We start from the raw sequence: 24,508 nt of genomic DNA, 5'->3' as shown, positions 1-24,508 counted from the left end.
CGCCGCAGCCATCCGAATGTCCATCGCCGTCACCTTCTGGGCCATGAACCATCGTGGTCGAGGCCCTACTCAGGTGTCAGCGATGTCCCGAGACATACCGGCGTCAGCGATGTCCCCGAACAGAACACAACCCTCGCGGTCGGTATGCGCGCCGAATCCGCGACGTAGGGTGGCTGCGTGAGCTCGCGCGGCTGGACCCTGTTCCTCGCGATGAGCATCATCTGGGGCATCCCCTACCTGCTGATCAAGATCGCTGTCGAGGGTGTGTCCGTTCCGGTATTGGTGTTCACCCGGGTCGCAGTGGGCGCGGCGGTACTGCTTCCGCTGGCCCTGTCACGGCGGACGGTGACGATCGTGCGAAACCACTGGAAGGCGTTGGCGGGTTTCGCGTTGTTCGAGATCATCGCCGCGTGGTGGTTGCTGTCAGACGCCGAACGTCATCTCACCAGCTCGATGACCGGTCTTCTGATCGCCGCCGCGCCGATCATCGCCGCCGTGCTGGATCGACTCACCGGCGGCGAGCGACTGGGCGCCAAACGGATCCTCGGCCTCGCCATCGGCATCGCGGGCGTAGCGGTGCTCGCCGGCCCGCACATCGGCGGCAGCACCTGGCCGATCATCGAGGTGCTGTTGGTCGCGACGTGTTATGCGATCGCACCACTGATCGCCGCGCGCCACCTGACCGACGTCCCGGCACTCCCGATGACCGCGGTGTGCCTTGCCTTCGCCGCCCTGGTGTACGCGGCGCCCGCCGCCGCGACCTGGCCTACTGAAATGCCTTCTACTCAAGTGCTTTTGGCGCTCGCCGGCCTCGCTGTCATATGCACGGCGCTGGCGTTTCTCGTGTTCTTCGCCCTGATCCGCGAGGTCGGGGCGGCTCGTGCGCTGGTCTTCACCTACATCAACCCCGCCGTGGCCCTCGCGGCCGGTGTGATCGTGCTGGACGAGCCGCTGACGCCGTGGAACGTCGCCGCGCTGGTCCTCATCGTCATCGGTTGCGTGTTCGCCACCCGACGGCACGACACTGCCTCGAGAAGCGGGGCGACGGAACCGACGCAGCCCGCTCCACGCTGAGGCGCCGCTAGCCGTGCCGCGCCTGGTCGACGTACGCGGTGATCGCGTCGGTCAGCGCGCGCAACTCACGACTGACATCGACGGGGGCGGGCACGGCCATGGTGGCCACCATGGCTCCCATCAACGTGGTCCACACGAGATTGCCGACCGCATCCGCGCGCTCGGGTTCGAGTCCCTCGGCGACGTAACGACCGAGATCGGTGAGAGTCGTGAACAGATCCAAGAGATGGCGTTGGTCGACATCCGCTCGACTCGCCCGCGTGGCGATCAGAATCTCCAGTGCCGCAATCGATGTCGGGCTCAGAAAGGCCTCTGCCACTGTATTGACGAGCAGCTCGGTCCTGGCGCGTCCTTCTTGTGAGCTCAGTTTCGGCTCGATTTCGCGCAGCTTGGCCAGTAGCTCGCTGAAGCCGCTATCGACCACGGCCATCAGCAGACCGTCGCGGTCGCCGAAGTGGTACTGGATCACTCCCCACGTGACACCCGCACGCTCGGTGATGTGTTTGGCACTCGCGGCGCCGAACCCCTCCTCGAGGACGCAGCGCACGGTCTCGTCGATGACCGTCGCCCGCGTACGGTCCGCGCGCACCTGCTTGCCATTCGCGGGACGACGCGGCGTGATGTTGGAGGTCATGGTCGTCCAGATGTTACGGCGGCAGAGGCGAACGCCGGCGAGACGAAGCGCTGCACCATCTGTCGTTCGGTCTCGGTGTCGTTGACGGGCCAGTACATCAACGCCAGCACGATCCGAACGATCCACTGCGCGGCCTGCGGGTCGTCCTCGGCAAGGCCATTGATATCACGAGCGAACCGCGCCACAACCGGAGATTCGGTGAACCACGCGATCTCCTGAGCCTTCACCGAGGACATCATCAGCCGCCCCACGGGGTCAGAGCGGATCTCCTTCAGTGCCACCAGAATTGCGGTGACAATTCGTTCCGAACCCGCCAGATGAGCCGAGGCTTCGCGGACCGTGTCGATGATCCGGGCGGCGACACGGATGAGAACGGCCTCACGAATCTCGTTCTTGCCGCCGGCATGGCGGTAGATCGTCGCGCGCGAGCAGTGCACCCGCGATGCGAGCGTATCGACGTCGAACGAGTCCAGTCCCCCGCTGGCAATCATCTCGGTGGCGGCGGCGTAGATGCGCTCGGCGGCCGCGGTTCGGCGGTCGTCGCCCACCAGCCAGTCCGTGCGAGCCATAGAACGGATGATCTCATGTTGAGACAAAAGCATGGGCGTATCTCACGGGTTGTGCTGGTCCGGACCATGGCGTGAGACAGCCACTGCAAATCCCCGCGACCTGGCGTTTCAACTTCACGCAGGACCGTTGACGCGGCGCGCACACCCGTTCAGCCTTGAGAAATGACGGAGCGAGAAGGTCAGCTCGGGGTCGCGTTGTTCGATGACGAGTTCATCCAAGATCCCTATCCCCTGTACGCCCGGATGCTCGCCGGTGGACCCGTGCACCGGATCGGCGACTCGGAATTCTTCGCCATATGCACCTGGGATGCCGTCAATGAGGTGGTCGGCCGGCCGGAGGATTTCTCATCGAACCTCACCGCCACGATGACGTATCGGGACGGCCAGGTCGGCTCCTTTCCCATGGGCGAACTCGGCGGCGACACTCAAGCTCTGGCAACGGCGGACGACCCTACTCATGCCGCCCACCGAAAGCTGTTGGTGCCCCAGTTGGCCGGGAAACGAATCCGTGCAATGGAATCTCTTGTTGCCGAGACCGAAGACCGCCTTTGGAGCGAAGGGGTGCAGAGCGGCGGCATCGAATGGATGGCCGCGATGGCCAACCCGCTGCCGATGACTGTCGTCACGCGCCTGATCGGCGTGCCGGATCTGGACGCCGACCAGGTGATGCGATTGGGGTACGCAGCCACCAAAGTGGTTGAAGGCCTTGCCGATCAAGATGAGCTCGCCGCCGCCGAAGTTGCTCTATCGGAACTGGCCGGCTATATCAATGAGCACTTCCAACGAGCCGCCGCCGATCCGCAGGACAACCTGCTGGGTGACCTTGCGATGGCTCGCGAGGCGGGAGAGTTGACCGACCTCACCGCGCTCAACATCATGGCCACCTTGTTCAGCGCCGGCGGCGAGTCGACCGCGTCGTTGATCGGATCCGCGGCATATGTGCTCGCCACTCGCCCCGACATTCAGCAGCGGGTACGCGAAAACCCGGACCTGCTGGGCGCATTCCTCGAGGAGGTGCTGCGTTACGAGCCGCCCTTCCGGGGGCACTACCGGCACGTGTTCGGTGATACGACGCTGCATGGTGTCGACCTCAGTGCAGGGTCACGCCTGGTCCTGCTGTGGGGCGCCGCCAACCGCGATCCGTCACACTTCGACGATGCCAACGACTTCCGTCTCGACCGGCGCAGCGGCAAGGGACATATCGCCTTCGGCAAGGGCGCCCACTTCTGTGTCGGCGCCGCGCTTGCACGCCTGGAAGCCCGAATCGTCATCGCAGAGTTGCTCAAACGCACATCGCACATCGAGGCGTCCGACACCGTCCGGTGGCTTCCCAGCCTGCTTGTGCGGCGCCTCGAACGGCTGGAACTCAGCGTGGCTTGAGAGGCCTCACAACTTGAAGCGGCCGGCGAACCCGCGCAACGGCAGGTCGGCGCTCGTCACCAGTCCTGGCGGCGCATCGACGACCGATGAGATCGCACTCAGGGCCGGCATACCGGTCACGGTCATACCGATCGATGCGAAGTTCGCCGGATCCGACAAGTCGATACCGGGCCTCGGGAAGATCATGTGCTTGTTGTACACGCAGGGATCACCCTTGATCTGAGTGATGTAGCAGCCCTTGATATCCCAACTCGGATCCGTGTGTGGCGTCATCTGCCACTCCAGGTGCGTCTCGACCCTTGGCACGCCGTCGATGATGCCCTGATACTTGATGTAGTTGCCGCCGAGTGAACCCTTCGGCAGCACGTACCAGCCCAGATCGACGTCCTTGGTGCACGCACCCAGTTCGTAGCTGAACTTGACCTCGTCGAGTTTCAGGTCGAAACAGTCGGCCATCATGAGCACGCTGTCCGCGAACACACGGGTGTACTTCTCCAACTTGCCCGGAATGCTCGGGTCGTCGACGGGAAGGCCGTAACCGACCTCGATCCAGGTGTCTTTGGAGTGGTGACACGAGACGTCGACGGACTCGATGGTGGTGACGTTCTCGATCTCGGCGACGTCAGCCGAGCACACCACACCCAGAATCTGGTTGAGGCCGGGGTTCATCCCGGTGCCGTAAAACGTCGAGCCACCTTTCTCACACGCCTCGGAAAGAAGCTGCGAGACAGGCTTACCCGACGGATGCGGATGGTTGGTGTCACGGTGCCAGCCGGTGATCCAATCCGCGGTGGTTACGATGTTGATTCCCGCCTCGAGGACCTTCACATACAGGTCCTCATCGGGGAAGACACCGTGGAAGGTGACTACGTCGGGCTTGGCGGCGATGATCTCCTCGATCGAGCCGGTCGCCGTCACCCCGTTGGCCGCCAGCCCGGCCAGCTCCCCGGCGTCCTTACCGACCTTTTCCGGCGAGTAGCAATGCACTCCGATCAGTTCGAGATCGGGCCGGCGGGCGATCCGCTTGATCATTTCGCTGCCGACATTGCCCGTCGCTACCTGAAACACGCGGATCGGCTTGCGATTTGGTTTCATTCGGATCGGCCCTTCTGTGCTGCGTAGACTTCGGCGGCGCTGCCGCCGATACCGTCGGGATAGAACTGCCTGGCCCAGTTACGGAGAGCAGTAAAGCCCTGCTGCTCTGAACTGGCCAGCGCAGGTGGATCGGAATAGCGCTGGTATCTCCAGATATCGATATCTTGGGCGAACTGCCGGATGACTTCGTGTCCGAATTCACGGGCCTTCATCTCGGCGCGCTCCGGATTCCGCGTCCGCCGACGGCCGATGTACACCATGAAGCGGACATCAGACGTGCTGTCATCAACGGGTGTAATGGCAGAGATCGTTCTATTATCCACCATCCCAAAGCTTTTCGTCACCGCAATGCCGATTCCGCCGTTGATCGCCTCGACCCTGCTGTCAATGTCTTCGATGCTCTGCTGATCGTCACCTTCGAACGTGATCGTGAAATCAACATATGACACAGGTTCGTCGAAGTCGTGCCGGGTGAAGATGGGCACGATCGGAGTCTGGTGAACGAACTTGAAATGCGCGAAGTCGACGCCATTTTCGATGACGTACTGCGGATGCATCTCCAAGGCTTCGCGATACAGTCGCTGCTGTGGGTAGTAGTCCTCGGCGCTGCTGCCGTCGTTGAAACTCGCGAAAACGTCGGGTGCGTCGAAGAACGGGTCGCGCCGCTCGACATCGTGCCAGATGTAGACCGCCTCGTTGCGCTCCACGGTCGAGTAGGTACGAATGCGACGCCCTCGGTTCGGCCGGTCCTCGTAGGGAATGCAGACGTTGCGGCCCTCTTGATTCCACTGCCAGCCGTGAAATGGGCACTGGATGACCTCGCCCTCGACGTGACCACCGTGGCCGAGGTGCGCACCGAGGTGCTCACAGTACGCGTCCATGACGGTGAGCTGACCGGACTCGGCGCGCCAGGCGATCATCTCGGTGCCGAAGTACGTCATCCGGTGAACGTCGCCGATCTTGATCTCGTCAGACCAGGCGACTTGGAACCAACCGGTCGGCTTCATCGACAGGGGTGGCTTGGCCATTCCAAAATGATAAAGGACTCAATGTAAAAATGCGACAGGGGTCTTTACGCGCATGCAGCGCGGTTTAATGGGCCGTGCCCAATCGAGTTCAGACCCTTCTCGGCGTCGACTATCCCGTGGTTCAGGCGCCGATGACCTATATCGCCCGCGCGGAGTTGGCTGCGGCCGTCTCAGAGGCCGGCGGCTTGGGCATGATCGAGACCCTGACCCCTGAGGGCCGTGCCGATCTGCAGCGGGTGCGTGACATGACGGACCGGCCGGTGGCGGCCAACCTGATGATCCAGGGCTGGAAGGGCGACCCGTCGATCGTCGACACGCTGGCCGCGACCGGTGTGCGGCACGTGTTCACGTCCGCGGGCGATCCAGCCTTGTTCACCGCGAGGCTGCATGACTCAGGCATGACGGTGGTGCACGTCGTCGGATCGTTGCGGGCCGCTCTCAAGGCGGTCGACGCAGGAGTCGATGCGTTAGTGGTCGAGGGTATCGAGGGCGGCGGCTTCAAATCGGCGCTGGGGGCGTCGACCATGGTGCTGCTTCCACTCGTCGCCGGCCACGTCGATGTGCCGATCATCGCGGCGGGCGGGATGTGCGACGCGCAGTCAGCCGCGGCATCACTGGTACTCGGCGCAGAAGGCGTTCAAATGGGAACGCGGATGTTGGCCAGCCGGGAATCGTTGGTGCACATGAACTTCAAGGATGCGATCGTCGCGGCCAACGACGCCGGCACCGTGCTACTCGACATTCCAGGAAATCCGACCATGCGCGTACTCCGCACGGGCCTGGCGGCACGCGTCGCCGAGCACGATCCGGATGCGAAGCTGCTCGGCAAGGTCACCGAGCTCTACTTCGGCGGCGATATGGAAGCCAGCGTCGCCAATACCGGACAGGTCTCGTCGCGTATCGCCGATCTTCTTCCGGTGGCCGACATCGTCCGCCAGACGTGGGTCGAGATCGAAGGGGTGTTGGACGCCGCGCGATCGCGCGCCGGCTAGGCCACGCTCTCGAGGAGGTGAGGCGCGTTCGCTGTCTTCGCGCCGATGGCGCGCGAAGCGTGTGGTTTGCCGAGTCGCGGAGTGCGCGTATGCAGGGCGATCAGTCCACCCGAGCGAACGACTCCCATCGGACCCGAACCGGCGAACCGCGCGATCCCCGAAACCCGCAGTGCCAGCCCTGCCTTGGCCTGGCGGTAACCGACCCTGATCCCCGCCGCACACACGATCAGCAGGCCCGCGACACCCGGCACGGCAATGGCGGCGAGCGCCGTCAGCGACGCAGGCGCAAGCACGGACCTGACCACGTGGTCCAGGAAGGACTTCGTCGCGGGGGTGATGCCCGAAGGTACCGGCGCCAGACCGGAGAGCGTCAAATCGGTCTTCAACCCGCTCGCGGCGGCGCCTCCGACGTTCGACGGCTGGACCTGGCTGCCCGACAGCGGCGGTTCCAGCGTGGGGACGAGCCCGTGCGTCGGCTGCGAGTTGGGGGCGAGGAACGGAAGGTCAACGGGTGTGCGCGGCGCGCTGACGGTGCCGCCGACACCGATCAGTGGCGGATGCACGCCGTCCCGACTGACGCCGAACAAGGCGGCTAGATCCCCCGGCACGTGCGCGACCTCGACGACGGCTCCCCACACGCCGCCGACCATCACCACGACCGACTGGATGAGATCGGTGATCGGGGTCTCCGAGTAGGGCAGCTGCGCGAGCGTGTCTACGGCTTGTCCAAGCCCCTGCGCAAACGAGGCAAAGGCATTCGAGACCCGCGTCACCACCACGCTTGTGATCTGCCCAGCCTCATTGATCGCCGTCGGTTCGGCATCCCAGCTCTTGTCGGCTTTGGACACCGGCGCGCCGCCGCTCCCGTGCCCGGCAGGGGTGGTCTCCGCGGCCGGGGTTTTGTTCGACCCTGAAGGGGACGTTTCATTCGACCCCGAAGGGGAGGTGAATTCAAAGGAGAAGGTAGAAGACGTTGGCACGGACGGCATTTCCGCCACTGTCGAAGTCAGCGTGGTGCCAACCTCGGCCCCGTCCAGATCCAATGCGGTGACGTCGGTGAGGCCATCTCCCTCATCGGAGGTGTTGATCTCCGTTCCCACCGTGGGGACCAACGACTGCAGATTGGTCGTACCCGAGGTGGTCCCTTGCGTGACCGTGACAGTGCCGTCATCGCCGTCATCACCGGTCTCTTCGTCGTCGCGCTTGGTATCCACAGTGTTGGTGGGACCGTCGGACGTGGACGTGGTGGTAGTGCGGTCAGCAGTCGTGGTGTCGCCACCGGGCGAGTCAGAGACACCACCGGTTTCAGCGTCGGCGACAGCGATCGCCCCAGCACTGCTGCAAACGAGGAGACCGATCGAGAGCGCGCAAACACCCGCTGCGTTGCGCAGTTGAGTGGTGACGATGATCTCCTCCTTCAGCAAAACGATCTGCTGATTCCGCAGGATATTGTCGCACAGACCTGCCGTTATCCACTAGAAATCATGACCCCAGAAGCTCGGCCAAAATCGGCTGACCACGCCCGGCGTCACGCCGGCGCCCGCCGCCAGCGGGGCCGTCGCCCCCGCCACCGGCGCGGCCACCGCCCCCGCCGTCGCGCAATCCAAGTAGGCCGTCCCGCCGCCTCAGGCCCGCCATCAGCGGTTATTCCCTCACACCAGATGATCGGCAGCTGTCGAGGCCCCGCTTGTCCCCCCGCTCGAAGACGCGCAGAAAGCCGGCACATTGCGCGCGTCGTTCGTGTCCGGTTTTGCGCAATTTAGGGGGTGTTCGGTTTCAGCAGCGGCCGTGTCAACGTGCGAATGCGGGGCAACAATCAAGATCGTTCGAATTTGCACTGCTGCCTGCGCCAATGACCACGCTCAGAATGAATGCATCGAGCAAACTATCCACTTGTCAGTTCATCGATCGGGCGTGACGATGGTGCGGTGCCATCGACCTCCCGCGTTCTCATTCTCGGGGCCGGGTTCGCCGGGCTGTGGGCCGCCCTCGGCGCGGCACGGCGATTAGACGAGCTCGGTGTCGCGCCGGGAGCCGTCGACATCACCGTTGTCAGCTCGGTACCGTTCCACGACATTCGGGTCCGCAACTACGAGGCCGATCTGAGCCCATGCCGAATCCCGTTGCAGGACTTGCTTGATCCGGCCGGTATCGGGCATATCACCGCCGATGTGACCGCAATGGACCCGACGCAGACAACCGTGCAGACTGCGGACGGCGCGAAGTTGAGCTACGACCGCCTCGTCGTCGCGCTGGGCAGCAGAGTGGCCAAACCGGACCTTCCCGGCCTGGCCGAGTTCGGTTTCGACGTCGACACCTATCACGGCGCGACGAGGCTGCAGGCACATATCCGTGCCCTGTCCGACCGCGCAGCAGAACCCGCGAGATCTACGGCGGTGGTGGTGGGCGCCGGACTCACCGGCATCGAGACCGCCAGTGAGCTTCCGGGGATGCTCTCCGAAGCGCTGGGGCCCGAGACCACACCGCGGGTGATCCTCGTCGATCACAACCCGCATGTCGGCTCGGACATGGGCGAGTCGGCCCGTCCGGTCATCGAGGACGCGTTGGCCGCCAACCACGTCGAAATCCTGACCGGGGTGAGAGTCACCGCCGTCGACGCGCGAAGCGTCACGCTCTCGTCCGGCGACGTTGTGCCGGCGGCGACGGTGGTGTGGTGCGCCGGCATGCGGGCGAACCCGTTGACGGCACAGTTCGGCGTGCCGTGCGATCGCTTGGGCCGACTGCCGGTCGATGATTACCTGAGGGTCGAGGGTGTCACCGGGGTATTCGCCGCAGGCGATGTGGCCGTGGCGCGCATGGACGACGAGCACATGTCGGTGATGTCCTGTCAGCACGGTCGGCCGATGGGCCGGTACGCGGGCTACAACGTGATCAGCGACCTGCTGGACGCTCCCATGCTGTCGCTGCGAATCCCTTGGTATGTCACCGTTCTCGATCTCGGTCCGGCCGGAGCGGTCTACACCGAGGGCTGGGACCGCCGAGTCGTCAGTACCGGCGCGGAAGCCAAGGCGACCAAACAGGTGATCAACGGTGAACGCATCTATCCCCCACTGACGGGTGACCGCAGCGCCTTGCTCGCCGCGGCCGCCCCGGAGTTGCAGGCCGCACCCACGTACGGCGATTGACGGCCCGCCGCCGAAGGCGATTGACGACTCGCTACTTCCCGGTGCGCTCGCGGTGCTTGCACCCCGGCCAGCAGCACGGCCTGCGCTGACCCTCTTCCAGTTCCTCCTGCGTACGGCGAATGCGACGATCCCGCGTCGTCTCCTGCTTGGCATCCTCGACCCAGCAGATGAACTCGTTGCGCGCCAGCGGCGTGATGTCCTTCCACGCGGCAAGCGCGGTGTCGTTGGCGATCAGAGCCTGACGCAGGTCTGCGGGCAGCTTGTGCACCACCCCGCCGGGCACCCGCTGGCTACTCATACGTTGACGATATCGAAATCAGGCGGAGACATCATGATCACGCCCAGTACAGTTCGCGGACAGGTCTTATACGGAAGTACTGCGAGCGCCGGTACCGCCGCCGGACCAAGAGCCGTGAACGAAAGGCAAACGCCATGAAGAAACTCGCTGTGGCCCTTGGAATCTCCATGGCCCTGCTGTCTGGTTGCTCGTACGCCAGTGTAGGAGCTGGGGAGCAGGCGGTCGTCGTCGACGGCTACTGGATGATCCCCACCGATCCCACGGTGAAAGGGTGTATTGAACCCGAGAATTCCCAGAACGAGATCACCAACCACGTGTACCGCTATCCGGCCCGCCAGATCTCCTGGGATGCAACGGGCGATGTCGGCTCCGAGCGCGGACCCTATGTCGTGGTGTCCAACGCCAAAGCGCCCGCGGACATGAACGTCCCGGTGGTGGTGACGTTCGATCTGACGTCGGACTGCGAAAAGCTCAAGCAGTTTCATCGGGACTTCGGAACCAAATACAACGGTTGGCTCAACGACGACGGCACCGTCAGCCAAGGGTGGGTCGAACTGCTGAACTACGTGATCGGACAGCCGTTGCAGGACACGCTCAATGGTGTGGCGCAGAAATATACGTGGCAGCAGATCTGGAACGACGAACAGGCGCGTGCTGAATTCCGGAACGCCCTTCTCACATCGCTGCCCAACGCCAGCAAGGCGCGTACCAACGGTGTGGACTTCTTCACCAACTTTCAGGTGACGGTTCTCAAGCCGACGCCGGTCAATCCGGAGCTCAAGGCGGCCATCGAACGCGAGCAGGCCGCGATTCAGAACGCGCAGGCGACGCAGGCGCAGGGTGTCGCCGAGGCCAACGCAAAAAAGGCAAAGGCAGAGGCGGATCTGGCTGCCGCGGTTGCCGAGACGAAGGTAGCCGAGCAGGAGGCGCTGAAGCGGGCCGCGGAGGTGAAGGGCTACCCGACGGTCGAGGATTACCTGCGCGCCGAAGCGATCCAGCAGGGGCTCAACCCGTGGCAGCCGACCTACGTTGTCCCACAAGCCGGCTGACGAGTTGAAACTGGCCTCGCGAGTCGCGCGGCCGATCGTTGGGCAGAGTGCTTATCCTCGGCGCATGGTGGACCCCGACGACCCAGTGGTCATCCACACCGACGGCGGGTGCCGGCCCAACCCCGGCCCCGGCGGCTGGGGGGCGGTGCTGCGACACCGTCAGCACGTTCGCGAGATGTGCGGTGGCGAGCCCGCCGTGACGAGCAACAACCGAATGGAGCTGACGGCGCCGATCATGGCGCTCGAGGCGCTGACCCGTCCGGTGGTCGTGCACCTCTACACCGACAGCACCTATGTCCGCAATGGCATCACGAAGTGGGTGCTCGGCTGGGAACGCAACGGCTGGATGACCGCGGCGAGGCAGCCGGTGAAGAACGTCGACCTCTGGCAACGGCTCCAGGCGGCCTGCGTGCAGCATCAGGTCGAATGGTTCTGGGTGAAGGGGCACGCGGGTGTCGCCGACAACGAACTGGCCGACGTCCTGGCCACTCGGGGTATGGAAGACGCGATCGCGGCAAGCGTGGTCGGCGGACTGGTTCACCCCGCACCAATTGCGCCGTGACCGGCCGGAGATTGGCGCTCGCTGCCGTGACACGCTAATTTTCCTCGCGTGATGTCCTCCGCTGCTACCGCAGCCGCACGGTTGTTCGCCCCTTTCCTGACGGTTGCAGCCGTCGCCGCCATCGGTCTTGTCGCCACCCCGGTCGGTTCGACACCGGCGGTGCAGCTGGCCAGCGAAGCGAACCCGCTGGTCGGAGCGCCGTTCTACGTCAATCCCAACTCGGCGGCCATGCGCGCGGCGAACAGCGCTGATCCGCCGAGCGCCGAGTTGCGAGCCGTCGCCGACACGCCGCAGGCGTATTGGCTCGTCCCGGGTTCGTCGGCATCCACGGTCGGGAAGTACACCGCTGACGCGGCCGCTGCCGGCACTATTCCCGTGCTGTCGATCTACGGAATCCCCCATCGCGACTGCGGGAGCTTCGCGGCAGGTGGCATGTCATCCGGCGACGCCTACCGCGGGTGGATCGACGGCATCGCTGCGGGCATCGGCGGTTCGCGGGTGGCGATCGTCCTCGAGCCAGATGCGCTCGCCATGGCCGATTGCCTGTCCGGCGATCAACGCCAAGAACGCTTCGACTTGATTCGCTACGCGGTCGACTCGCTGACGCGCAATCCGGCGGCGGCGGTGTATGTCGACGCGGGTCACCTGCGTTGGCACAGCCCAGAGGAGATGGCGTCCAGGCTCAACCAGGCGGGTGTCGAGCATGCCCGCGGTTTCAGCCTCAACGTCGCGAATTTCTTCACCACCGAGGAGGAAATCGGTTATGGCGAGGCGATTTCGGGGTTGACGAACGGCAAGAACTACGTGATCGACACGTCGCGCAACGGCAACGGGGCCGCACCCGACTCACCGCTGCACTGGTGCAACCCGAGCGGGCGCGCACTAGGTGTCGCGCCAACCACCGCTACTGCGGGCCCGCACGCCGACGCCTACCTGTGGATCAAGCGGCCCGGTGAATCCGACGGAACCTGCGACAAAGGTGACCCACCTGCGGGCACATTCGTGAATCAGTACGTCATCGATCTGGCGAGTAACCGGGGCTGAATACTTCTGCCGCACAACGCCGATCACGTCACCGCTGACTCATCGACGGCGACGTCGGGCGTGCTGGAAACCAGCAGCCACACGAGAGTGGCCAATCCGGTGAAGATCCCCTGCACCGCGAACAAGAAGGCCAGATACTCGTGCCAGCTGGACAACACGTCGTCACAGCCGCGGCCATCCCACGGCAGCGTCGACAGTGCTCCGACGAGACCGACCGCCATCACCGTCACCGTGGCTGCCGTGGCGGCACGCTGGCCGGCATCGGTCAGCGTCCGGCGGAAGTAGTTGAACTCGATGCCGAGGGTCAGTAGGAGAACCGGCAGCACCCCGACGATCTGCTGGAAGAACGCGGGGCTGATCGCTCCCTCGCACAGTTGAGAAAGCACCGCCATCTGCTCCGGTATATCCATCTCTGCGATCAGCTCTGCGGTCGCCGCGTCGAGCGTCCGCATGGTGTTGACGTCGAAGTAGTCGACGAAAGCGCTTGCAGCGAGGTAACAGAGGTAGGTGCCAAGCACCAACGGGACGATCGCGCGCACCCGTTGCCAGTCCGTGGGAAGTGCCACCCGGCGTGCGGTGCTGAACAGTGCGAGCGGATCGGAGTTCAGCGACGCCGCCGTCGTCCAACCCATGGCAGCGGCGTACACCGTCGCGGTCAGCAAGTCGAGCTGAATCGAATGCCAGGGCAGAAGGCGGATTACGTCGACGCCGAGAAGAACGACGACGCCCGCCCACCACCAGCCCCACAATCGCGGCGCGTCACCGTCGGCTTTGGTGATGACGCGCTTCATCAGTCCAACCGACGCCAATACCCCGGTGTCAACGACGACCACCGCGATCCCCCACATGGTCTGCCCACCGCCGCTGACGACGGGGAACAGCCCCGACACAACCTGCTCGCTGTAGGAGAACGCGAACACCATCAGGAAGACCACCCCGAACACCGCGCGGTTGCCGCGCTGGCGCAATGCAGGTTCAGTCACTATTGGCCTCCGCGGGAATGCGTTGATCGGGAACGCTGACCACAAGCAGCCACAGCAGCGTTGCCAGCCCCGTGGCGATACCCTGGACCGCCACGACGAAGGTCAGATACTCGTGCCAGTAGCCGAGCACGCCCCCACAGCCGCTGCCGGCCCATGGCAGCGTCGACACCGCCAGCAGCAGCCCGATTGCCATCAACGCAACAGTCGCCGCCGCGGCCGCGCGCTGCGCGGGTTCGTCGAGGGCCCGCCGGAAGAAGTTGAACTCCACGCCCAAAGTGAGCAATAGCAGTGGGATGACGGCGACGACCTGCTGGAAGAACGCGGGACTGACGGCGCCCTCACACAGGGTCGCGATCGCTCCGAGCTGCTCGGCCAACGGCATCGCGGCGACTTCGGCCGCCATTTCGGGATCGAGGTCGCGCACGGTGTCCAGATCGAAGAAGTCGTCGAACGCGGTCGAGGCGATGTAGCACGCGAATGTCCCGATTGCGAGGGGAACCACGGCGCGTACGCGCACCCAATCGGTCGGCCTCTGGGCGCGTCTCGCCGCGCTGACGAGTGTGAGCGGATCGCCGTTGAGCGACACCATCATTAGCAGCCCCATGACGATCGCCAAGGCAGCCGACGACACGAGGTCGATCCACAGTGGATGCTCCTCGGGCAGAATAACCAGCAACACGTCGATAGAAATGACGGCGGCGAACGCGGTCCACCACCACCGCCACAGCCGCGGTGAGTCGCCGTCCGCGCGGGCGATCGCGCGCTTCAACAGACCGATCAGAGTCAGCACGGCCACATCGAAACCGACCAGCCCCACGAACCAACCCGCGACATCGTCGCGACCGGCCGCTTCCAGGATCGCGAAGACATAATCCTCGCTGTAGGAGAAGGCGAACAACAGCAGAAAGACCACCGCCATCACCGCGCGGTCGCGTCGATGCCGCGTCAGCACGGCGGACTGTTCGGCGTCCAATCGCACTCTCCCGACCAATCACCTTTCGAGGGAGGGCGGAGACGACCTCCAATGCACTCACGCTAGTCGTATCGATTCACTCTCCCTTGGGTTTTAGTGATGAACCGGTCGAATCGCGAAAGTTCGCGCCGAAGAGGGCGCCGGTATGCCAGACACCGCGGGCCGAGGAGATGGCCCGAGGCCATCAGTGAATCCGCGCGCTGCCGCCGAGACCGATCTCGAGGACGCTGCCGGTGACGACGCCCGGATCTGTGACCAGATACAGGAGCCCGCGGCTGACGTCTTCGGGTTCAATCCACGGCTGAGGTATCGGGTTTGCCCTCATCATCCGCTGGACCAATTCGTCGGGAACATCGTCGGCACCGACGGGTTGCACCATCGGCGTGTGCACCGTCGTCGGGCAGATCACGTTGACGGTGATGTCCTCTTTGGCGACCTCCAGGGCCAAGGATTTCGCCAGCCCGATGACCCCCCACTTGGTGGCGTTATATGCAGCCAGCTCGGGGATGCCCATTCGTCCGCCCATTGACGAGGTCACGACGATCCGCCCGAAACGCTGCCGTCGCATCACCGGTACCACAGCCCGCAAGGTGTGAAACGTACCCGTCAGATTCGTGTCCATCAGCTGGTGCCAGATCTCATCGGTGACCGCTTCCAGCGGTCCGGTACTCACGACTCCGGCGTTCGCCACCACGATGTCGAGACTTCCTAAGCTGCTTACGGTTTCGTCGACGGCGGCACTCACCGCGGCGGGATCACGCACGTCCATCGCAATCGGAAGGCAGACGGCGCCGAGTTCCTCGACGAGCTTGGCCGTATCACGAAGGTCATTTTCGGTGCCGAGCGGATAGGTCAGGTTCATCGGCCTTGGCGCGTCGGCGATCACGATGTTCGCCCCTTCGGCGGCCAGCGCTAAGGCATGCGCGCGCCCCTGACCACGGGCACCTCCGGTAATGAGCGCGACTCGGCCATCCAGGGCACCCATGCCGTCAGCTCGCCGTCTCGGTACCCGGGTCGGCGAAAACCGGCTTCTCTCCGGACATCCCGGCCATAACAGCGGCGATCTGATTGGGCTTGCCGATGATTCTCTCTTGCAGTTCGGATTCCAGCGCCAAGGCCCCTGCGGCGTCGTCGCTGGCCCAGGTTGCGTTGTAGAGGCGCTTGGCGGCCTGCACCGCATCCGGAGATCTCTGCGCGATCTCGTCCGCGAGTGCCAGCGCGGAGGCGAGCGGATCGTCAACGGTGCGAGTAACCAGCCCAAGCTCCAAAGCATCGCTCCCAGAAACGATGCGGCCGCTGAACGTCAGCTCCTTCGCCACGTCGAGGGGTATCAGTCGCGGCAGCGTCTGAGTGATGCCCATATCGGGAACGAGGCCCCACTTGATTTCCATGATCGAGAGCTTCGCGTCCGGCGCGGCGATCCGGATGTCGGCGCCCAGCGCGATCTGCAGGCCGCCGCCGAAACAGTTGCCGTGAATCGCGGCGATCACCGGCGCAGGCACCAGTGACCAGTCGTAGGTCACCCGCTGTGCGAAGTTGGCCGCCCGGCCGCCCTCTCGGGTCAGCAGGACGCCCGTGCCGCCGCTGCCCGCCATGAAGCTGGCGACATCCAGGCCGGAGCAGAAGCTCTTGCCCTCGCCATGCAATACAACCGCGCGCACCGAGGAGTCACCTGCCAGCTGATCTGCGGCATTCATCAACGCCAAGAACATGGCTTCGTCGAGCGCATTGTGTTTATCGGCGCGCACCATCGTCACCGTCGCCACACCACTTGCATCGACCTGCACACGAACTCTGTCTTCGCTCACGCGTCGCAACTTACCGCGACGTCGCGCTGGTCATCGTGCGGCGTTGACCGAATTGTTCGAGTCCTGCGTTACGCGAACCTCCCCGCGTTAGTCTTTGCCGATGATTGCGGGCGAGACGGCGCCTGACTTCACCCTGTTGGATCACACCGGTCGGCCTCGGACACTGTCTGGGCTCCTTTCCGAAGGGCCGGTGGTGCTGTTCTTCTTCCCGCTGGCGTCCTCCCCGATGTGCACAGCTCAGGCGTGTCACTTTCGCGATCTGAGCAGTGAGTTCGCCGCGGTGGGCGCCCACCGGGTTGGCATCAGCACCGACACCGTCGACAAACAAGCCCACTTCGCCCAACAGCGCGCGTTCGACTATCCGCTGCTTTCCGACGCGGACGGCGTGGTGTCCGAGCTGTTCGGGGTGCGCCGAGGCAAGCTCGCCAAGCTGCGTGAATCCGTTGTCGCTCGGGATGCGACCCGACGTGGCGGACACGCTCGCCGCCGCGGCCTGCTGGCCAGGCTGCTGCCGGTTAGACGGACCACATTCGTCATCGACACCGACCGCACCGTACTCAAGGTCGTCTCCAGCGAGCTGCGGGCATCGGTGCACGCCGACCAGACCCTGTGGTTCCTGCAGGACTACAACCAGTCACACCGTTCGCCACATGTCCCTGGGAAACACGCAGGCGCGCATCAGCAGTCGGAGGGCGAGGACGGACCGATCCGCGACTGGTTGACCGAACCGGAAACCGCGGACAAGCCGAGCCTGGTCCGGCCTTACACGCTGACGGCAGGCCGTACCGACTCTGGTGTCGAACTGCCGCTCGAGGCTGCGGTCCAAGCGGTCAACACCACAGCCAAGCCGCCACCCTGGCCGAAGAATGATGTGCGCGGCCAAGTCGTGAGGTGTTGCGTGCGCAGCCGCTCGGTGGCAGAGATCGCCGCACAGCTGTCCTTGCCACTCGGTGCGACGCGCTTCCTGGTCGGCGACCTGGTGACACAGGGTTATCTGCGGGTGCACGCCGCCCCCGGCGACTCGATGACCATCGACGAACGACGTGAACTACTGACACGGACGCTGCGCGGCTTACGAGCACTCTGAGGGTGGGGCTCGCAGCACCTTGTCTAAATCCCGCGCTCGACGGGCAGCAATCCACGGTCGACGGCACGGACCAAGGCGGCGTGGTCGGCCTCGGTCTGATCGGCGTAACGCCGCGCGAACGTGCACAACGCCTTGTCGACCCGGTCGGAGCTGCCCATGTAACCGGCGATCATCGAGGCGCCGCTTGTCCTGGCGTGCCCCTTGGCGAGGAGCTGACCCACCACTCCGGCGTAGTCAGCAAGTGCTGCCGCATCTATTGCGTCTAAAGGTATGCGTCCCTTCATGTTCCGGAACTGCCGCACGTAGTACTGCCGACCGTCCATAGTGGTCCACCCCAGCAACGGGTCGCTCACCGTCTGCAGTGACTGTTGGTATTCCACGACCCGCTGACCCTGGTGCGCGTGCCATGCCGATTCACCGTGCACGTAACGCGCAAGCACCGATCGGCGAGCTTGCTTGAGCTGTAGGAAAACCACGTCGGATTCCGATGAACCTTCCAGCAGCGCGACGTAGGCACGCAGGCCGACGCTGCCCACGCCGACGACCTTGTGTGCAACGTCGACCAGCGTGTAGCCACCGAGGACACGTCGCCAGTACGAGGGCAGAGTTTCGAGATAGTCGTCGAGTGCCTCCGCCAGTAACTCCGCTTCACTCGGAGGCAGCCGGGTGATGAGGGGTGGCTCCTCGACGATCTTGCGCTCGCCATCCACCTCGTGGGTGAAGCGCGGCAGCGCCCGGTCGCCGGTGCGGTGACGCGCTCGCTCCGCCGACCGCACGACCTGTTCGCTGAGCGGGCCCGCCGTCTCAGCCGCCAGTCTGTCGACATCGAGCCGGACGAAAGACCTTGTGAACAATGGCAGGTCGGCGAGCCGCCGCAATTCGAGACGATATGAGGCCACACAAGATCGGACCGCGTTGCCGCAGTGATCTTCTGACGTCCCGTTGTGGCGCCCGGCGACCCAGATGCTCGCGGCCAACCGCCGCAGGTCCCACTCCCAGCCGCCGGGGTGGGCCTCGTCGAAATCGTTGAGGTCGATCACCAGATCCAGCTCGGGAGATGCGTAGAACCCGAAGTTGCCGAAGTGCGAGTCGCCGCACACGACCGGTGTGATTCCCGTTGCAGGCAGATGCGCGACGTCCTCGGCCATCACCACCGCGGTTCCTCGCAGAAATCCGTACGGCGAGTCGACCATGCGGCCGACCCGAATCGGGATCAGCCGGTCGACCCTGCCCTGATGACTGACGTTGACGAGTTCCACGGGGTCGGGGCGGTCAGCAGGCGCGGTCCATTCGGCCAGCGACTTTCGCGGGACCCGCTTGCGCAGACTCTTGCCAAGGGCATACCGCTCGGCTCGTGTTACCGGTCGCTGTCGCAAGGAGCGATACGCAGTGCCGTCGGCATCGGCGAGAACGGTGTGCACGCCGGCAGCTGCGATGCCATCCATATCGGCTAGATACCCCGTTCGGTGGGAATCCGCAAGATCGTTCGGCGCGCGCCGAAGACGCACCGCCGCGAAGCGGGGGTGCAAACCTAGTAGAGACCTTGCGCCCGAAGGTCAGCGAGCATGGCGGTTACCGCCTCGATGATCTCGGCATCTGGACTGTGGAAGCGCCTTCCCAGCCGCGGGACAGCGGCGTCTATGCGCTGCAGTAGCGCGCGATAGGCGTCACCCGCAGCCACGGCATAGCCTGCGGCGGCCTCCGCCTGAGGTTGGTCGGAGTACCGCGCGGACAGATTGGCCAATTCGTGAGTCAGATCCCTGGCCTGCTCCTGCACTTTCAATATGAGGTTGCGCGTGTATTCGAGATCGGGCACAAACTGCGACTCCCCGTCCTCGGCCAGGACAACCTCCATCACGTGATCGATCTGATAGAGCGTGTCGATCGTGCTCTCGACGGAACCCATTCGGACACGCACCTCCGCCGGCGGGACGGGAATCGTCAACTGTTGGGTCGACACTTCTGCTCGTGCCCATCGCTCCATGTCCCGGGCGTGCGCCTCCCAGCGGGCGACCTCGGCGTCTGCGGCTTCCCGCGCGGCCGTCACCTCGGCCTCCGCGGCTTCCCGCGCGGCCGTCACCTCGGCTTCGGCGGCTTCGCGCGCGGCAGCCACATCACCGCTGGCCTGCCCAAGCGCCGCTGCGACCTCGGCAGCTGAGTCCGAGCGCACCTTTTCCAGTTCACGGCGTACCCGCTGTAGGGCCTGCTCCCCCGTCGCCCGCTCTGTTGTCCGTTCCGTGCTCCTCTCGACAGCACGTGCCTCTGCGGCCCGAACCTTCTCCTCGGCCGCCGCCACCTCAGTCGTCGCATCAGCGCGGACCCGCTCGATCTCGATGTGTAGTTGTTGGACGGACTTCTCCGCGGCAGCGCGCTCGTTTGTCCGCTCGGTGTTCCTCTCGAGGGCACGCGCCTCCGCGGCCCGAACCTTCTCCTCGGCCGACGCCACCTCAGCCGCCGCGGCAGCGCGAACCCGTTCGATTTCTGCTTGCGCCTGCTGCACCGCCTGCTGATCAGCGGCCCGCTCCGCTGTCCGTTCAGCGTCTTTGCGTGCGGACTCGGCCTCCACCGCACGGACCCGCTCACCCGCCGCCGCGGCAACGTGTGCCGCTTCCTCGGCCTCAGCTCGAGCCAGCGAGGCCGCCGCCTCAGCGTCGAGCCTGCCCTGGTGCGCTTTACGCTCACGCTCCTCGGCCAGCCGGCGCAGATGGTCAGCCTCGACGAGTTGCATCGCCAGCGACCGTCGTGGCACGGGCGGCCCGTTGCGTTCACGGTGTTGGACGAGTTCGCGTTCACTCATCTGTGCCAACGCGACCGATTCGGCCCGTGGTTCTATCCCCAACCGCTTCGCTGCGGCGACCGAGTCCGCCGCCGTGCGTCGTGTCAACGTCGCCCACCTGTCGACGTCGAGGTCCTCAATGTGTTGGCGAGTCGTCGTCATCGGCGTCGCCGCCCTCCACTGCCCTCCGTCACCGTGGCGGAAAATGTTTCAGTCGAAGATGTTTCAGCCGTCGGGGTCGCTGCGGCCGGATTCTTGTCGTGCTTCCCCTCCGGCGGGCGCCCCGCCGCAGCCCCCGCGAGGTCGGAAACAGGACCGGCCTGCTGTGCCAGCACCAGTAAGAGTTGCTCCTGGTACACCGCCACAGCCTTTGCGAGCGTCTCGTCGCCGAGTCGCTCGGCATCACGGAGCAGCCCTCCCAACAACTCCAGGGTCACTGCAGGTCCAAGACCCAGGGTGGCACCCTCGCTCGCGGCGGGCTCTATGCCTGCGGTATCGACCACCCACTGCCACCGCTCCCACGCGAGTGCGTTTTCCGCATCATTACGAGCCTGATCTTGGCGGCGTTCCTGCTGCTCGCGCTGCTGCTCAAATCGCAGACGGGCGCGTCGCGACGCGTAGAGCACAGCACATGCTGCGATGACCGCTGCCAGCAATGCCGCTACGCCGGCAAAGCCAGGCGAGACCACGAAGTCCCGCATCGGTAGATCTCCCAGAACGGCTTGTGGCGGTACGAGGTGCACCAAGTAAGTCTCGCATCACGACAGCGCCGGTACCGACGGAAATTCGGAGCTGCAATCGCTGTTCGAGCAAGTCGCGAGCAGCCAGCGAAATTCCTGGCCCTCGAATGCGATCGACTTTGCTGATCGCGTTTACTCGGCGCAGGAAGGGGCATGATTCCACCATCAGCCACGACCGGAGCTCCAAGCCGGACGACGGCCGACCGAACAACACTTGAAGAAACGCTTAATGTGCTTGCAGGCACGTTCGCGAGACAGCCGTGCTCGATCTGACCAGCAGTTGACTGACCCGGCCGACCAAACGCCACCATGCAGGCCGAGAACCGGAGCCACGAGTTGAACGTTCGAAAATGTCTGCTTCTTACAGTCGCTTGCCTAGCCGCGGCACTCCTGTTCGCAGCGAATGCACCAGCTGAGCCACGGCCGACCATCCGTGGAGCCGACGCCGCTATCGCCAAGGCCGAAAGCCTTCTCGGGACAGATCAATTCGGCATCTACGGATGTGAAGCTCTGGTGGCCTACGCATTCGGCGTGCCGCAGGATCAATACGGTTGGGACGGCGCTGCCGAAACCATGTACCAAACACTGCTCGAGCAAGGGAAGATCCACACCGACAAGAACCCCCCGCGTGGGGCACTTGTTTTCAGCCGAGGATTCGTCGGCGCCCATATCGACATCGCCCGCGGGGACGGGACCTACGTGTCCGGCGGGGTCCAGGGGCTCTCACCGGGATACGGCGACGGGAGCAACATCCAAATCCTGCCCACTCCGAGTGTGGGGGACGAAAACTCCACCTACCGCGGCTGGAGTCTGGGCTTCCCCGAGTAGTCAACGACGAGAGCTACGCGGAGTCTTCTGTCGCGTCATCAGCCGACGCTGCCCGGTGTACCGATCGGAACCTGCATACCTACCCAGTTGCACGGCGTCCAGGTGCGCCACGCGACCAAAGCACACTGCTGCTCGGGACTCAGCGACGGCGCACACGGTGGCATCCCCGGCACTCCACACACGGCAGGGTCGGCCGAAGCGGCACCCATAGCCATGCCGCCGCCAACGATGATCGAGGCCGCGGCGGCCCCGCCGATCAGCAATCGTCTCAACATGTCAAGCCCTGCCTTCCGTCATTTATGTCAAGGGGTGCTGGGCATGTCGCTGGGGCCACCTGGGTGGCTCTATTTCAATCACGATTCACAGCCGATGCCGTCGTTGTCGCGATCCAAGTGCGGTCCGTAATACGGCGAACCGTACGGAATGTTGGTGTCGCCGTTGGCCCTTGCTTCCGAGCAGTTTCGGTAGGGCTGCTGCGCGTTGGCGATAGGTGCGGTGGCGATAGATGATGCGCCGGCGGACACGAGCGTGACCAAGACCAGCCCTCTCCCAACGGTACGAATCATTTTGTTTCTCCTGAAGTAGTCGTGGGTGTTGAAGTAGTCCATGCGCACCGCGAGCTTCGAGATCGCCTACTTCGCGGACCGCGTACGAAGAACGCATGCGTCCCGAGCGAGCAGGCTGCTCACTAAGGGATGTAAATCACTCCTGCGGCCATGACTGGTACGCACCCGGACGACAAAACAGCAGTCGCAGCCAGGGCGGCTGTAGTCACGCTGACCCGCAACCAGGTGGATACGGGGATTCGATTTCGCGACGATCCAAACATTGCGTTCCTCCTAGATAAGTAACCACTTACTTACAGGCACATTGGAGCACAGTGTCACGGGTGCGTCAACCCTGTTGACGCAGGAAATCCTGGACGCGGTTCTAGCCACCAACGGGCGGTGAGCGTGACTGGTGGTCTCCCAACCTCCGATCGCCTGTGACGGCACCAACCCAACCCAGGGAACTGGACTCATGGAATCGATTGGATGAGAGAGGAATTACGGGAGCAGCAGGAACGCGCTGTGGCCGCCACCGAACCTCATCGGATCACGCTGGGAGGCTCAACCCTTCGCGTCTGTAGGCGTAAGCGGAGATCGAAATGCCCTACGTTCGGATTGCTTCTGTGGCAGGAACTTTCAGGCGTGCAGCGACCATCTCGGCGATCGCCCGCAGGTACCGGTCGGGATCGATGGTGGACGGGTGTTCGCCTCCGAAGACGTCTCTCACCAACCAGTAATGCGCCAACGCGGCTTGCAGGACGACTGCCAGAGCGTCCCAGTCTTCGTTGCCCCGGTCCGGGCCGGCGAGTTCGGCTAACCCCCGCGTCAGTACCGACAGCACCACCAAGTGCTCGTCGCGCCGCACCACCTCCAGCACATCCTGCGGTGCCGTGTTGTCACGCAACAGAATTCGGGTCACGTCGCGGTCGTGATCGAGCCTTTGCAGACCGATCCTGCACAACACCATCAGCCGGTCGACGATGTCGCTGTCGGGTGCGACAAGATCCAGCATCGCGAGCACCGAGAAATCGGGTGCGAGGAACTGCGCCCACTGCCCGCGGTCCAGGACACGGGCTTGCAAGGCCTGCACGAGAAGCTCGTCTTTGGACTTGAAGTGACGGTAGAGCGCGCCCGAGCCGGGTGACAGGCCTGCGGCCTGCTCGATCTGGGCGATCGAAGTGCCTGCATACCCCTGCTCACCGAACAAGCGCAGGGACTCGGCGAGGATGCGATCCCGCGAAGACTCAGCCATGACACTCCAATATAAGTAATTGCCTACTTACTTTTAGAGTACAGGAACAGCATAGGCGCCGAAAAGCGCGCACAGCGTGTGGCGGCCCACCTGCGTCGGGAGAAGGACCAGCCGACGGCGCCACTAGAGCCACGGGCTGACGGCCAAGACCGGTCGAGCCGCGCCAGTGACTTAGGGCGCCCGCTACTTTTCTAGGCGAAAGTACGGTTCAACCGTGCCGCTGAGCTTGACCACCATAGGATTTCCGCGGCGATCCTTCGCGGTAGGGACTTCCACACGCACCCAACCCTCGGTCACGTTGTATTCGTGAACATTGGTTTTCTCGACGCCGTTAAAGCGAATACCCACGTCCCGGCGGAGCACCTCTTCGCTATAGAAGGCGCTGCGTGGATCGATGGAGAGGTGATTCGGTGGAACGTCTGTGTTCTGATCCTCGGACATGATGGCTTTCGTTCGAGTGCGGCGTGAGGGTCCTTCTGATTCTCTAAGAACCTACGCGACTCTCTAGTAGCGCCGAGGATGTCCCGAGTTCCGTGGAACTTCGGTGGCGGTCCGGTGAGCATCAGGCTGCGCTCACTTGATCATTGTGCACTTCGGGTACGACAGATTCGGCGGTCTCGCGTTCGAGGGCTGATCGCAGTG

The 24,508-nt window shown here is 64.3% G+C and carries 26 protein-coding genes; 9 read left to right on the top strand and 17 right to left on the bottom strand.

Translation table 11 applies throughout. From position 1 onward, the window contains the following. Window positions 1–177 precede the first annotated feature (177 nt). Window positions 178–1,074, top strand: coding sequence for a DMT family transporter (locus tag CSQ99_RS28235; protein ID WP_099042300.1), 897 nt, complete (start codon window positions 178–180; stop codon window positions 1,072–1,074). Between the two features lie 7 nt (window positions 1,075–1,081). Here the strand turns inward: CSQ99_RS28235 and CSQ99_RS28230 are convergent, their stop codons facing one another. Both CSQ99_RS28230 and CSQ99_RS28225 read right to left on the bottom strand, forming a co-directional pair. Next, entirely contained in the window at window positions 1,082–1,708 is a 627-nt protein-coding gene (locus tag CSQ99_RS28230; protein WP_099042299.1) for a TetR/AcrR family transcriptional regulator, read from the bottom strand. Then, window positions 1,705–2,277 (bottom strand): TetR/AcrR family transcriptional regulator, encoded by a 573-nt coding sequence (locus CSQ99_RS28225; protein WP_099042298.1) that lies wholly within the window; start codon window positions 2,275–2,277, stop codon window positions 1,705–1,707. Before CSQ99_RS28225 ends, CSQ99_RS28230 begins: the two co-directional genes overlap by 4 nt. Window positions 2,278–2,439: 162 nt before the next feature. Between CSQ99_RS28225 and CSQ99_RS28220 the strand changes: the two genes are divergently transcribed. After that, the gene (locus CSQ99_RS28220; protein WP_099042297.1) at window positions 2,440–3,657 is read left to right on the top strand and encodes a cytochrome P450; all 1,218 of its coding nucleotides are present in this window, start codon (window positions 2,440–2,442) and stop codon (window positions 3,655–3,657) included. Between the two features lie 6 nt (window positions 3,658–3,663). Here CSQ99_RS28220 and CSQ99_RS28215 read toward each other — a convergent pair whose 3' ends face one another. Both CSQ99_RS28215 and CSQ99_RS28210 read right to left on the bottom strand, forming a co-directional pair. Continuing rightward, a complete protein-coding gene (locus CSQ99_RS28215) occupies window positions 3,664–4,752 on the bottom strand; it encodes an NAD(P)H-dependent amine dehydrogenase family protein (RefSeq protein WP_099042296.1) in 1,089 nt (362 codons plus the stop codon). Then, the gene (locus CSQ99_RS28210) at window positions 4,749–5,780 is read right to left on the bottom strand and encodes an aromatic ring-hydroxylating dioxygenase subunit alpha (protein WP_099042295.1); all 1,032 of its coding nucleotides are present in this window, start codon (window positions 5,778–5,780) and stop codon (window positions 4,749–4,751) included. Before CSQ99_RS28210 ends, CSQ99_RS28215 begins: the two co-directional genes overlap by 4 nt. 74 nt (window positions 5,781–5,854) lie before the next feature. Between CSQ99_RS28210 and CSQ99_RS28205 the strand changes: the two genes are divergently transcribed. Then, the gene (locus tag CSQ99_RS28205; RefSeq protein WP_099042294.1) at window positions 5,855–6,772 is read left to right on the top strand and encodes an NAD(P)H-dependent flavin oxidoreductase; all 918 of its coding nucleotides are present in this window, start codon (window positions 5,855–5,857) and stop codon (window positions 6,770–6,772) included. Here CSQ99_RS28205 and CSQ99_RS28200 read toward each other — a convergent pair. Next, complete coding sequence (locus CSQ99_RS28200) at window positions 6,769–8,196, bottom strand: hypothetical protein (protein ID WP_099042293.1); 1,428 nt, start codon at window positions 8,194–8,196, stop codon at window positions 6,769–6,771. The genes CSQ99_RS28205 and CSQ99_RS28200 overlap by 4 nt on opposite strands. Before the next feature lie 504 nt (window positions 8,197–8,700). On the opposite strand from CSQ99_RS28200, the gene CSQ99_RS28195 reads away from it, so the two are divergent. Next, on the top strand, window positions 8,701–9,918 hold the full coding sequence (locus CSQ99_RS28195; RefSeq protein WP_099042304.1) for an NAD(P)/FAD-dependent oxidoreductase: 1,218 nt from the start codon (window positions 8,701–8,703) through the stop codon (window positions 9,916–9,918). Between the two features lie 31 nt (window positions 9,919–9,949). Here the strand turns inward: CSQ99_RS28195 and CSQ99_RS28190 are convergent, their stop codons facing one another. Then, window positions 9,950–10,216, bottom strand: a complete 267-nt coding sequence (locus tag CSQ99_RS28190; protein ID WP_099042292.1) for a YdeI/OmpD-associated family protein — start codon at window positions 10,214–10,216, stop codon at window positions 9,950–9,952. Window positions 10,217–10,350: 134 nt separating this feature from the next. On the opposite strand from CSQ99_RS28190, the gene CSQ99_RS28185 reads away from it, so the two are divergent. The 3 genes from CSQ99_RS28185 to CSQ99_RS28175 all read left to right on the top strand — a co-directional run bounded on the left by CSQ99_RS28185 (window position 10,351) and on the right by CSQ99_RS28175 (window position 12,871). Beyond that, a complete protein-coding gene (locus tag CSQ99_RS28185; protein ID WP_099042291.1) occupies window positions 10,351–11,265 on the top strand; it encodes an SPFH domain-containing protein in 915 nt (304 codons plus the stop codon). A 64-nt stretch (window positions 11,266–11,329) separates the two neighbouring features. Then, window positions 11,330–11,827 (top strand): ribonuclease HI, encoded by a 498-nt coding sequence (gene rnhA, locus CSQ99_RS28180; RefSeq protein ID WP_099042290.1) that lies wholly within the window; start codon window positions 11,330–11,332, stop codon window positions 11,825–11,827. A gap of 48 nt (window positions 11,828–11,875) precedes the next feature. Beyond that, a complete protein-coding gene (locus CSQ99_RS28175; RefSeq protein WP_176561258.1) occupies window positions 11,876–12,871 on the top strand; it encodes a glycoside hydrolase family 6 protein in 996 nt (331 codons plus the stop codon). 23 nt (window positions 12,872–12,894) lie between these two features. Here CSQ99_RS28175 and CSQ99_RS28170 read toward each other — a convergent pair whose 3' ends face one another. The 4 genes from CSQ99_RS28170 to CSQ99_RS28155 all read right to left on the bottom strand — a co-directional run bounded on the left by CSQ99_RS28170 (window position 12,895) and on the right by CSQ99_RS28155 (window position 16,635). Next, complete coding sequence (locus CSQ99_RS28170; protein WP_099042289.1) at window positions 12,895–13,854, bottom strand: hypothetical protein; 960 nt, start codon at window positions 13,852–13,854, stop codon at window positions 12,895–12,897. After that, complete coding sequence (locus CSQ99_RS28165; RefSeq protein WP_099042302.1) at window positions 13,847–14,773, bottom strand: hypothetical protein; 927 nt, start codon at window positions 14,771–14,773, stop codon at window positions 13,847–13,849. Before CSQ99_RS28165 ends, CSQ99_RS28170 begins: the two co-directional genes overlap by 8 nt. Window positions 14,774–15,011: 238 nt before the next feature. Further along, window positions 15,012–15,812, bottom strand: a complete 801-nt coding sequence (locus CSQ99_RS28160; protein ID WP_099042288.1) for a mycofactocin-coupled SDR family oxidoreductase — start codon at window positions 15,810–15,812, stop codon at window positions 15,012–15,014. 4 nt (window positions 15,813–15,816) lie between these two features. Beyond that, window positions 15,817–16,635: a crotonase/enoyl-CoA hydratase family protein gene (locus CSQ99_RS28155; RefSeq protein WP_099042287.1), complete on the bottom strand. Its 819-nt coding sequence runs from the start codon at window positions 16,633–16,635 to the stop codon at window positions 15,817–15,819. A gap of 100 nt (window positions 16,636–16,735) precedes the next feature. On the opposite strand from CSQ99_RS28155, the gene CSQ99_RS31945 reads away from it, so the two are divergent. Further along, a complete protein-coding gene (locus CSQ99_RS31945) occupies window positions 16,736–17,722 on the top strand; it encodes a DUF742 domain-containing protein (RefSeq protein ID WP_099042286.1) in 987 nt (328 codons plus the stop codon). 23 nt (window positions 17,723–17,745) lie between these two features. Here the strand turns inward: CSQ99_RS31945 and CSQ99_RS28145 are convergent, their stop codons facing one another. The 3 genes from CSQ99_RS28145 to CSQ99_RS28135 form a co-directional block, all read right to left on the bottom strand. Then, the gene (locus CSQ99_RS28145; protein WP_099042285.1) at window positions 17,746–19,167 is read right to left on the bottom strand and encodes a DUF2252 domain-containing protein; all 1,422 of its coding nucleotides are present in this window, start codon (window positions 19,165–19,167) and stop codon (window positions 17,746–17,748) included. A gap of 86 nt (window positions 19,168–19,253) precedes the next feature. Further along, window positions 19,254–20,660, bottom strand: a complete 1,407-nt coding sequence (locus CSQ99_RS28140) for a hypothetical protein (protein WP_099042284.1) — start codon at window positions 20,658–20,660, stop codon at window positions 19,254–19,256. Next, window positions 20,657–21,199 (bottom strand): hypothetical protein, encoded by a 543-nt coding sequence (locus tag CSQ99_RS28135; RefSeq protein ID WP_099042283.1) that lies wholly within the window; start codon window positions 21,197–21,199, stop codon window positions 20,657–20,659. The genes CSQ99_RS28140 and CSQ99_RS28135 overlap by 4 nt, the downstream gene beginning before the upstream one ends. 552 nt (window positions 21,200–21,751) lie before the next feature. Here CSQ99_RS28135 and CSQ99_RS31615 point away from each other — a divergent pair. Beyond that, window positions 21,752–22,066, top strand: a complete 315-nt coding sequence (locus CSQ99_RS31615; RefSeq protein WP_245909136.1) for a hypothetical protein — start codon at window positions 21,752–21,754, stop codon at window positions 22,064–22,066. 38 nt (window positions 22,067–22,104) lie between these two features. Here CSQ99_RS31615 and CSQ99_RS28125 read toward each other — a convergent pair whose 3' ends face one another. The 4 genes from CSQ99_RS28125 to CSQ99_RS28110 all read right to left on the bottom strand — a co-directional run bounded on the left by CSQ99_RS28125 (window position 22,105) and on the right by CSQ99_RS28110 (window position 24,307). Next, on the bottom strand, window positions 22,105–22,341 hold the full coding sequence (locus CSQ99_RS28125) for a hypothetical protein (RefSeq protein WP_099042281.1): 237 nt from the start codon (window positions 22,339–22,341) through the stop codon (window positions 22,105–22,107). Between the two features lie 78 nt (window positions 22,342–22,419). Then, entirely contained in the window at window positions 22,420–22,674 is a 255-nt protein-coding gene (locus CSQ99_RS28120) for an excalibur calcium-binding domain-containing protein (RefSeq protein WP_245909135.1), read from the bottom strand. Window positions 22,675–23,218: 544 nt separating this feature from the next. Beyond that, window positions 23,219–23,866 (bottom strand): TetR/AcrR family transcriptional regulator, encoded by a 648-nt coding sequence (locus tag CSQ99_RS28115; RefSeq protein ID WP_099042280.1) that lies wholly within the window; start codon window positions 23,864–23,866, stop codon window positions 23,219–23,221. 183 nt (window positions 23,867–24,049) lie between these two features. Further along, complete coding sequence (locus CSQ99_RS28110) at window positions 24,050–24,307, bottom strand: DUF3297 family protein (protein ID WP_099042279.1); 258 nt, start codon at window positions 24,305–24,307, stop codon at window positions 24,050–24,052. Window positions 24,308–24,508: the final 201 nt, after the last annotated feature.

Source organism: Mycobacterium neglectum, from assembly GCF_002591975.1.
GTDB lineage: Bacteria > Actinomycetota > Actinomycetes > Mycobacteriales > Mycobacteriaceae > Mycobacterium > Mycobacterium neglectum.
This window is presented reverse-complemented; position numbering and strand designations above follow the sequence as displayed.

Bases quoted from the DNA above. Each gene is read 5' to 3' on its own strand.
- CSQ99_RS28230 (WP_099042299.1), bottom strand. From the start codon at position 1,708: ATGACCTCCAACATCACGCCGCGTCGTCCCGCGAATGGCAAGCAGGTG.
- CSQ99_RS28110 (WP_099042279.1), bottom strand. From the start codon at position 24,307: ATGTCCGAGGATCAGAACACAGACGTTCCACCGAATCACCTCTCCATC.
- CSQ99_RS28210 (WP_099042295.1), bottom strand. From the start codon at position 5,780: ATGGCCAAGCCACCCCTGTCGATGAAGCCGACCGGTTGGTTCCAAGTC.
- rnhA (WP_099042290.1), top strand. From the start codon at position 11,330: ATGGTGGACCCCGACGACCCAGTGGTCATCCACACCGACGGCGGGTGC.
- CSQ99_RS28125 (WP_099042281.1), bottom strand. From the start codon at position 22,341: ATGTTGAGACGATTGCTGATCGGCGGGGCCGCCGCGGCCTCGATCATC.
- CSQ99_RS28135 (WP_099042283.1), bottom strand. From the start codon at position 21,199: ATGCGGGACTTCGTGGTCTCGCCTGGCTTTGCCGGCGTAGCGGCATTG.
- CSQ99_RS28215 (WP_099042296.1), bottom strand. From the start codon at position 4,752: ATGAAACCAAATCGCAAGCCGATCCGCGTGTTTCAGGTAGCGACGGGC.
- CSQ99_RS28115 (WP_099042280.1), bottom strand. From the start codon at position 23,866: ATGGCTGAGTCTTCGCGGGATCGCATCCTCGCCGAGTCCCTGCGCTTG.
- CSQ99_RS31945 (WP_099042286.1), top strand. From the start codon at position 16,736: ATGATTGCGGGCGAGACGGCGCCTGACTTCACCCTGTTGGATCACACC.
- CSQ99_RS28140 (WP_099042284.1), bottom strand. From the start codon at position 20,660: ATGACGACGACTCGCCAACACATTGAGGACCTCGACGTCGACAGGTGG.
- CSQ99_RS28120 (WP_245909135.1), bottom strand. From the start codon at position 22,674: ATGGACTACTTCAACACCCACGACTACTTCAGGAGAAACAAAATGATT.
- CSQ99_RS28160 (WP_099042288.1), bottom strand. From the start codon at position 15,812: ATGGGTGCCCTGGATGGCCGAGTCGCGCTCATTACCGGAGGTGCCCGT.
- CSQ99_RS28220 (WP_099042297.1), top strand. From the start codon at position 2,440: ATGACGGAGCGAGAAGGTCAGCTCGGGGTCGCGTTGTTCGATGACGAG.
- CSQ99_RS28145 (WP_099042285.1), bottom strand. From the start codon at position 19,167: ATGGATGGCATCGCAGCTGCCGGCGTGCACACCGTTCTCGCCGATGCC.
- CSQ99_RS28225 (WP_099042298.1), bottom strand. From the start codon at position 2,277: ATGGCTCGCACGGACTGGCTGGTGGGCGACGACCGCCGAACCGCGGCC.
- CSQ99_RS28185 (WP_099042291.1), top strand. From the start codon at position 10,351: ATGAAGAAACTCGCTGTGGCCCTTGGAATCTCCATGGCCCTGCTGTCT.
- CSQ99_RS28190 (WP_099042292.1), bottom strand. From the start codon at position 10,216: ATGAGTAGCCAGCGGGTGCCCGGCGGGGTGGTGCACAAGCTGCCCGCA.
- CSQ99_RS28165 (WP_099042302.1), bottom strand. From the start codon at position 14,773: ATGGCGGTGGTCTTTCTGCTGTTGTTCGCCTTCTCCTACAGCGAGGAT.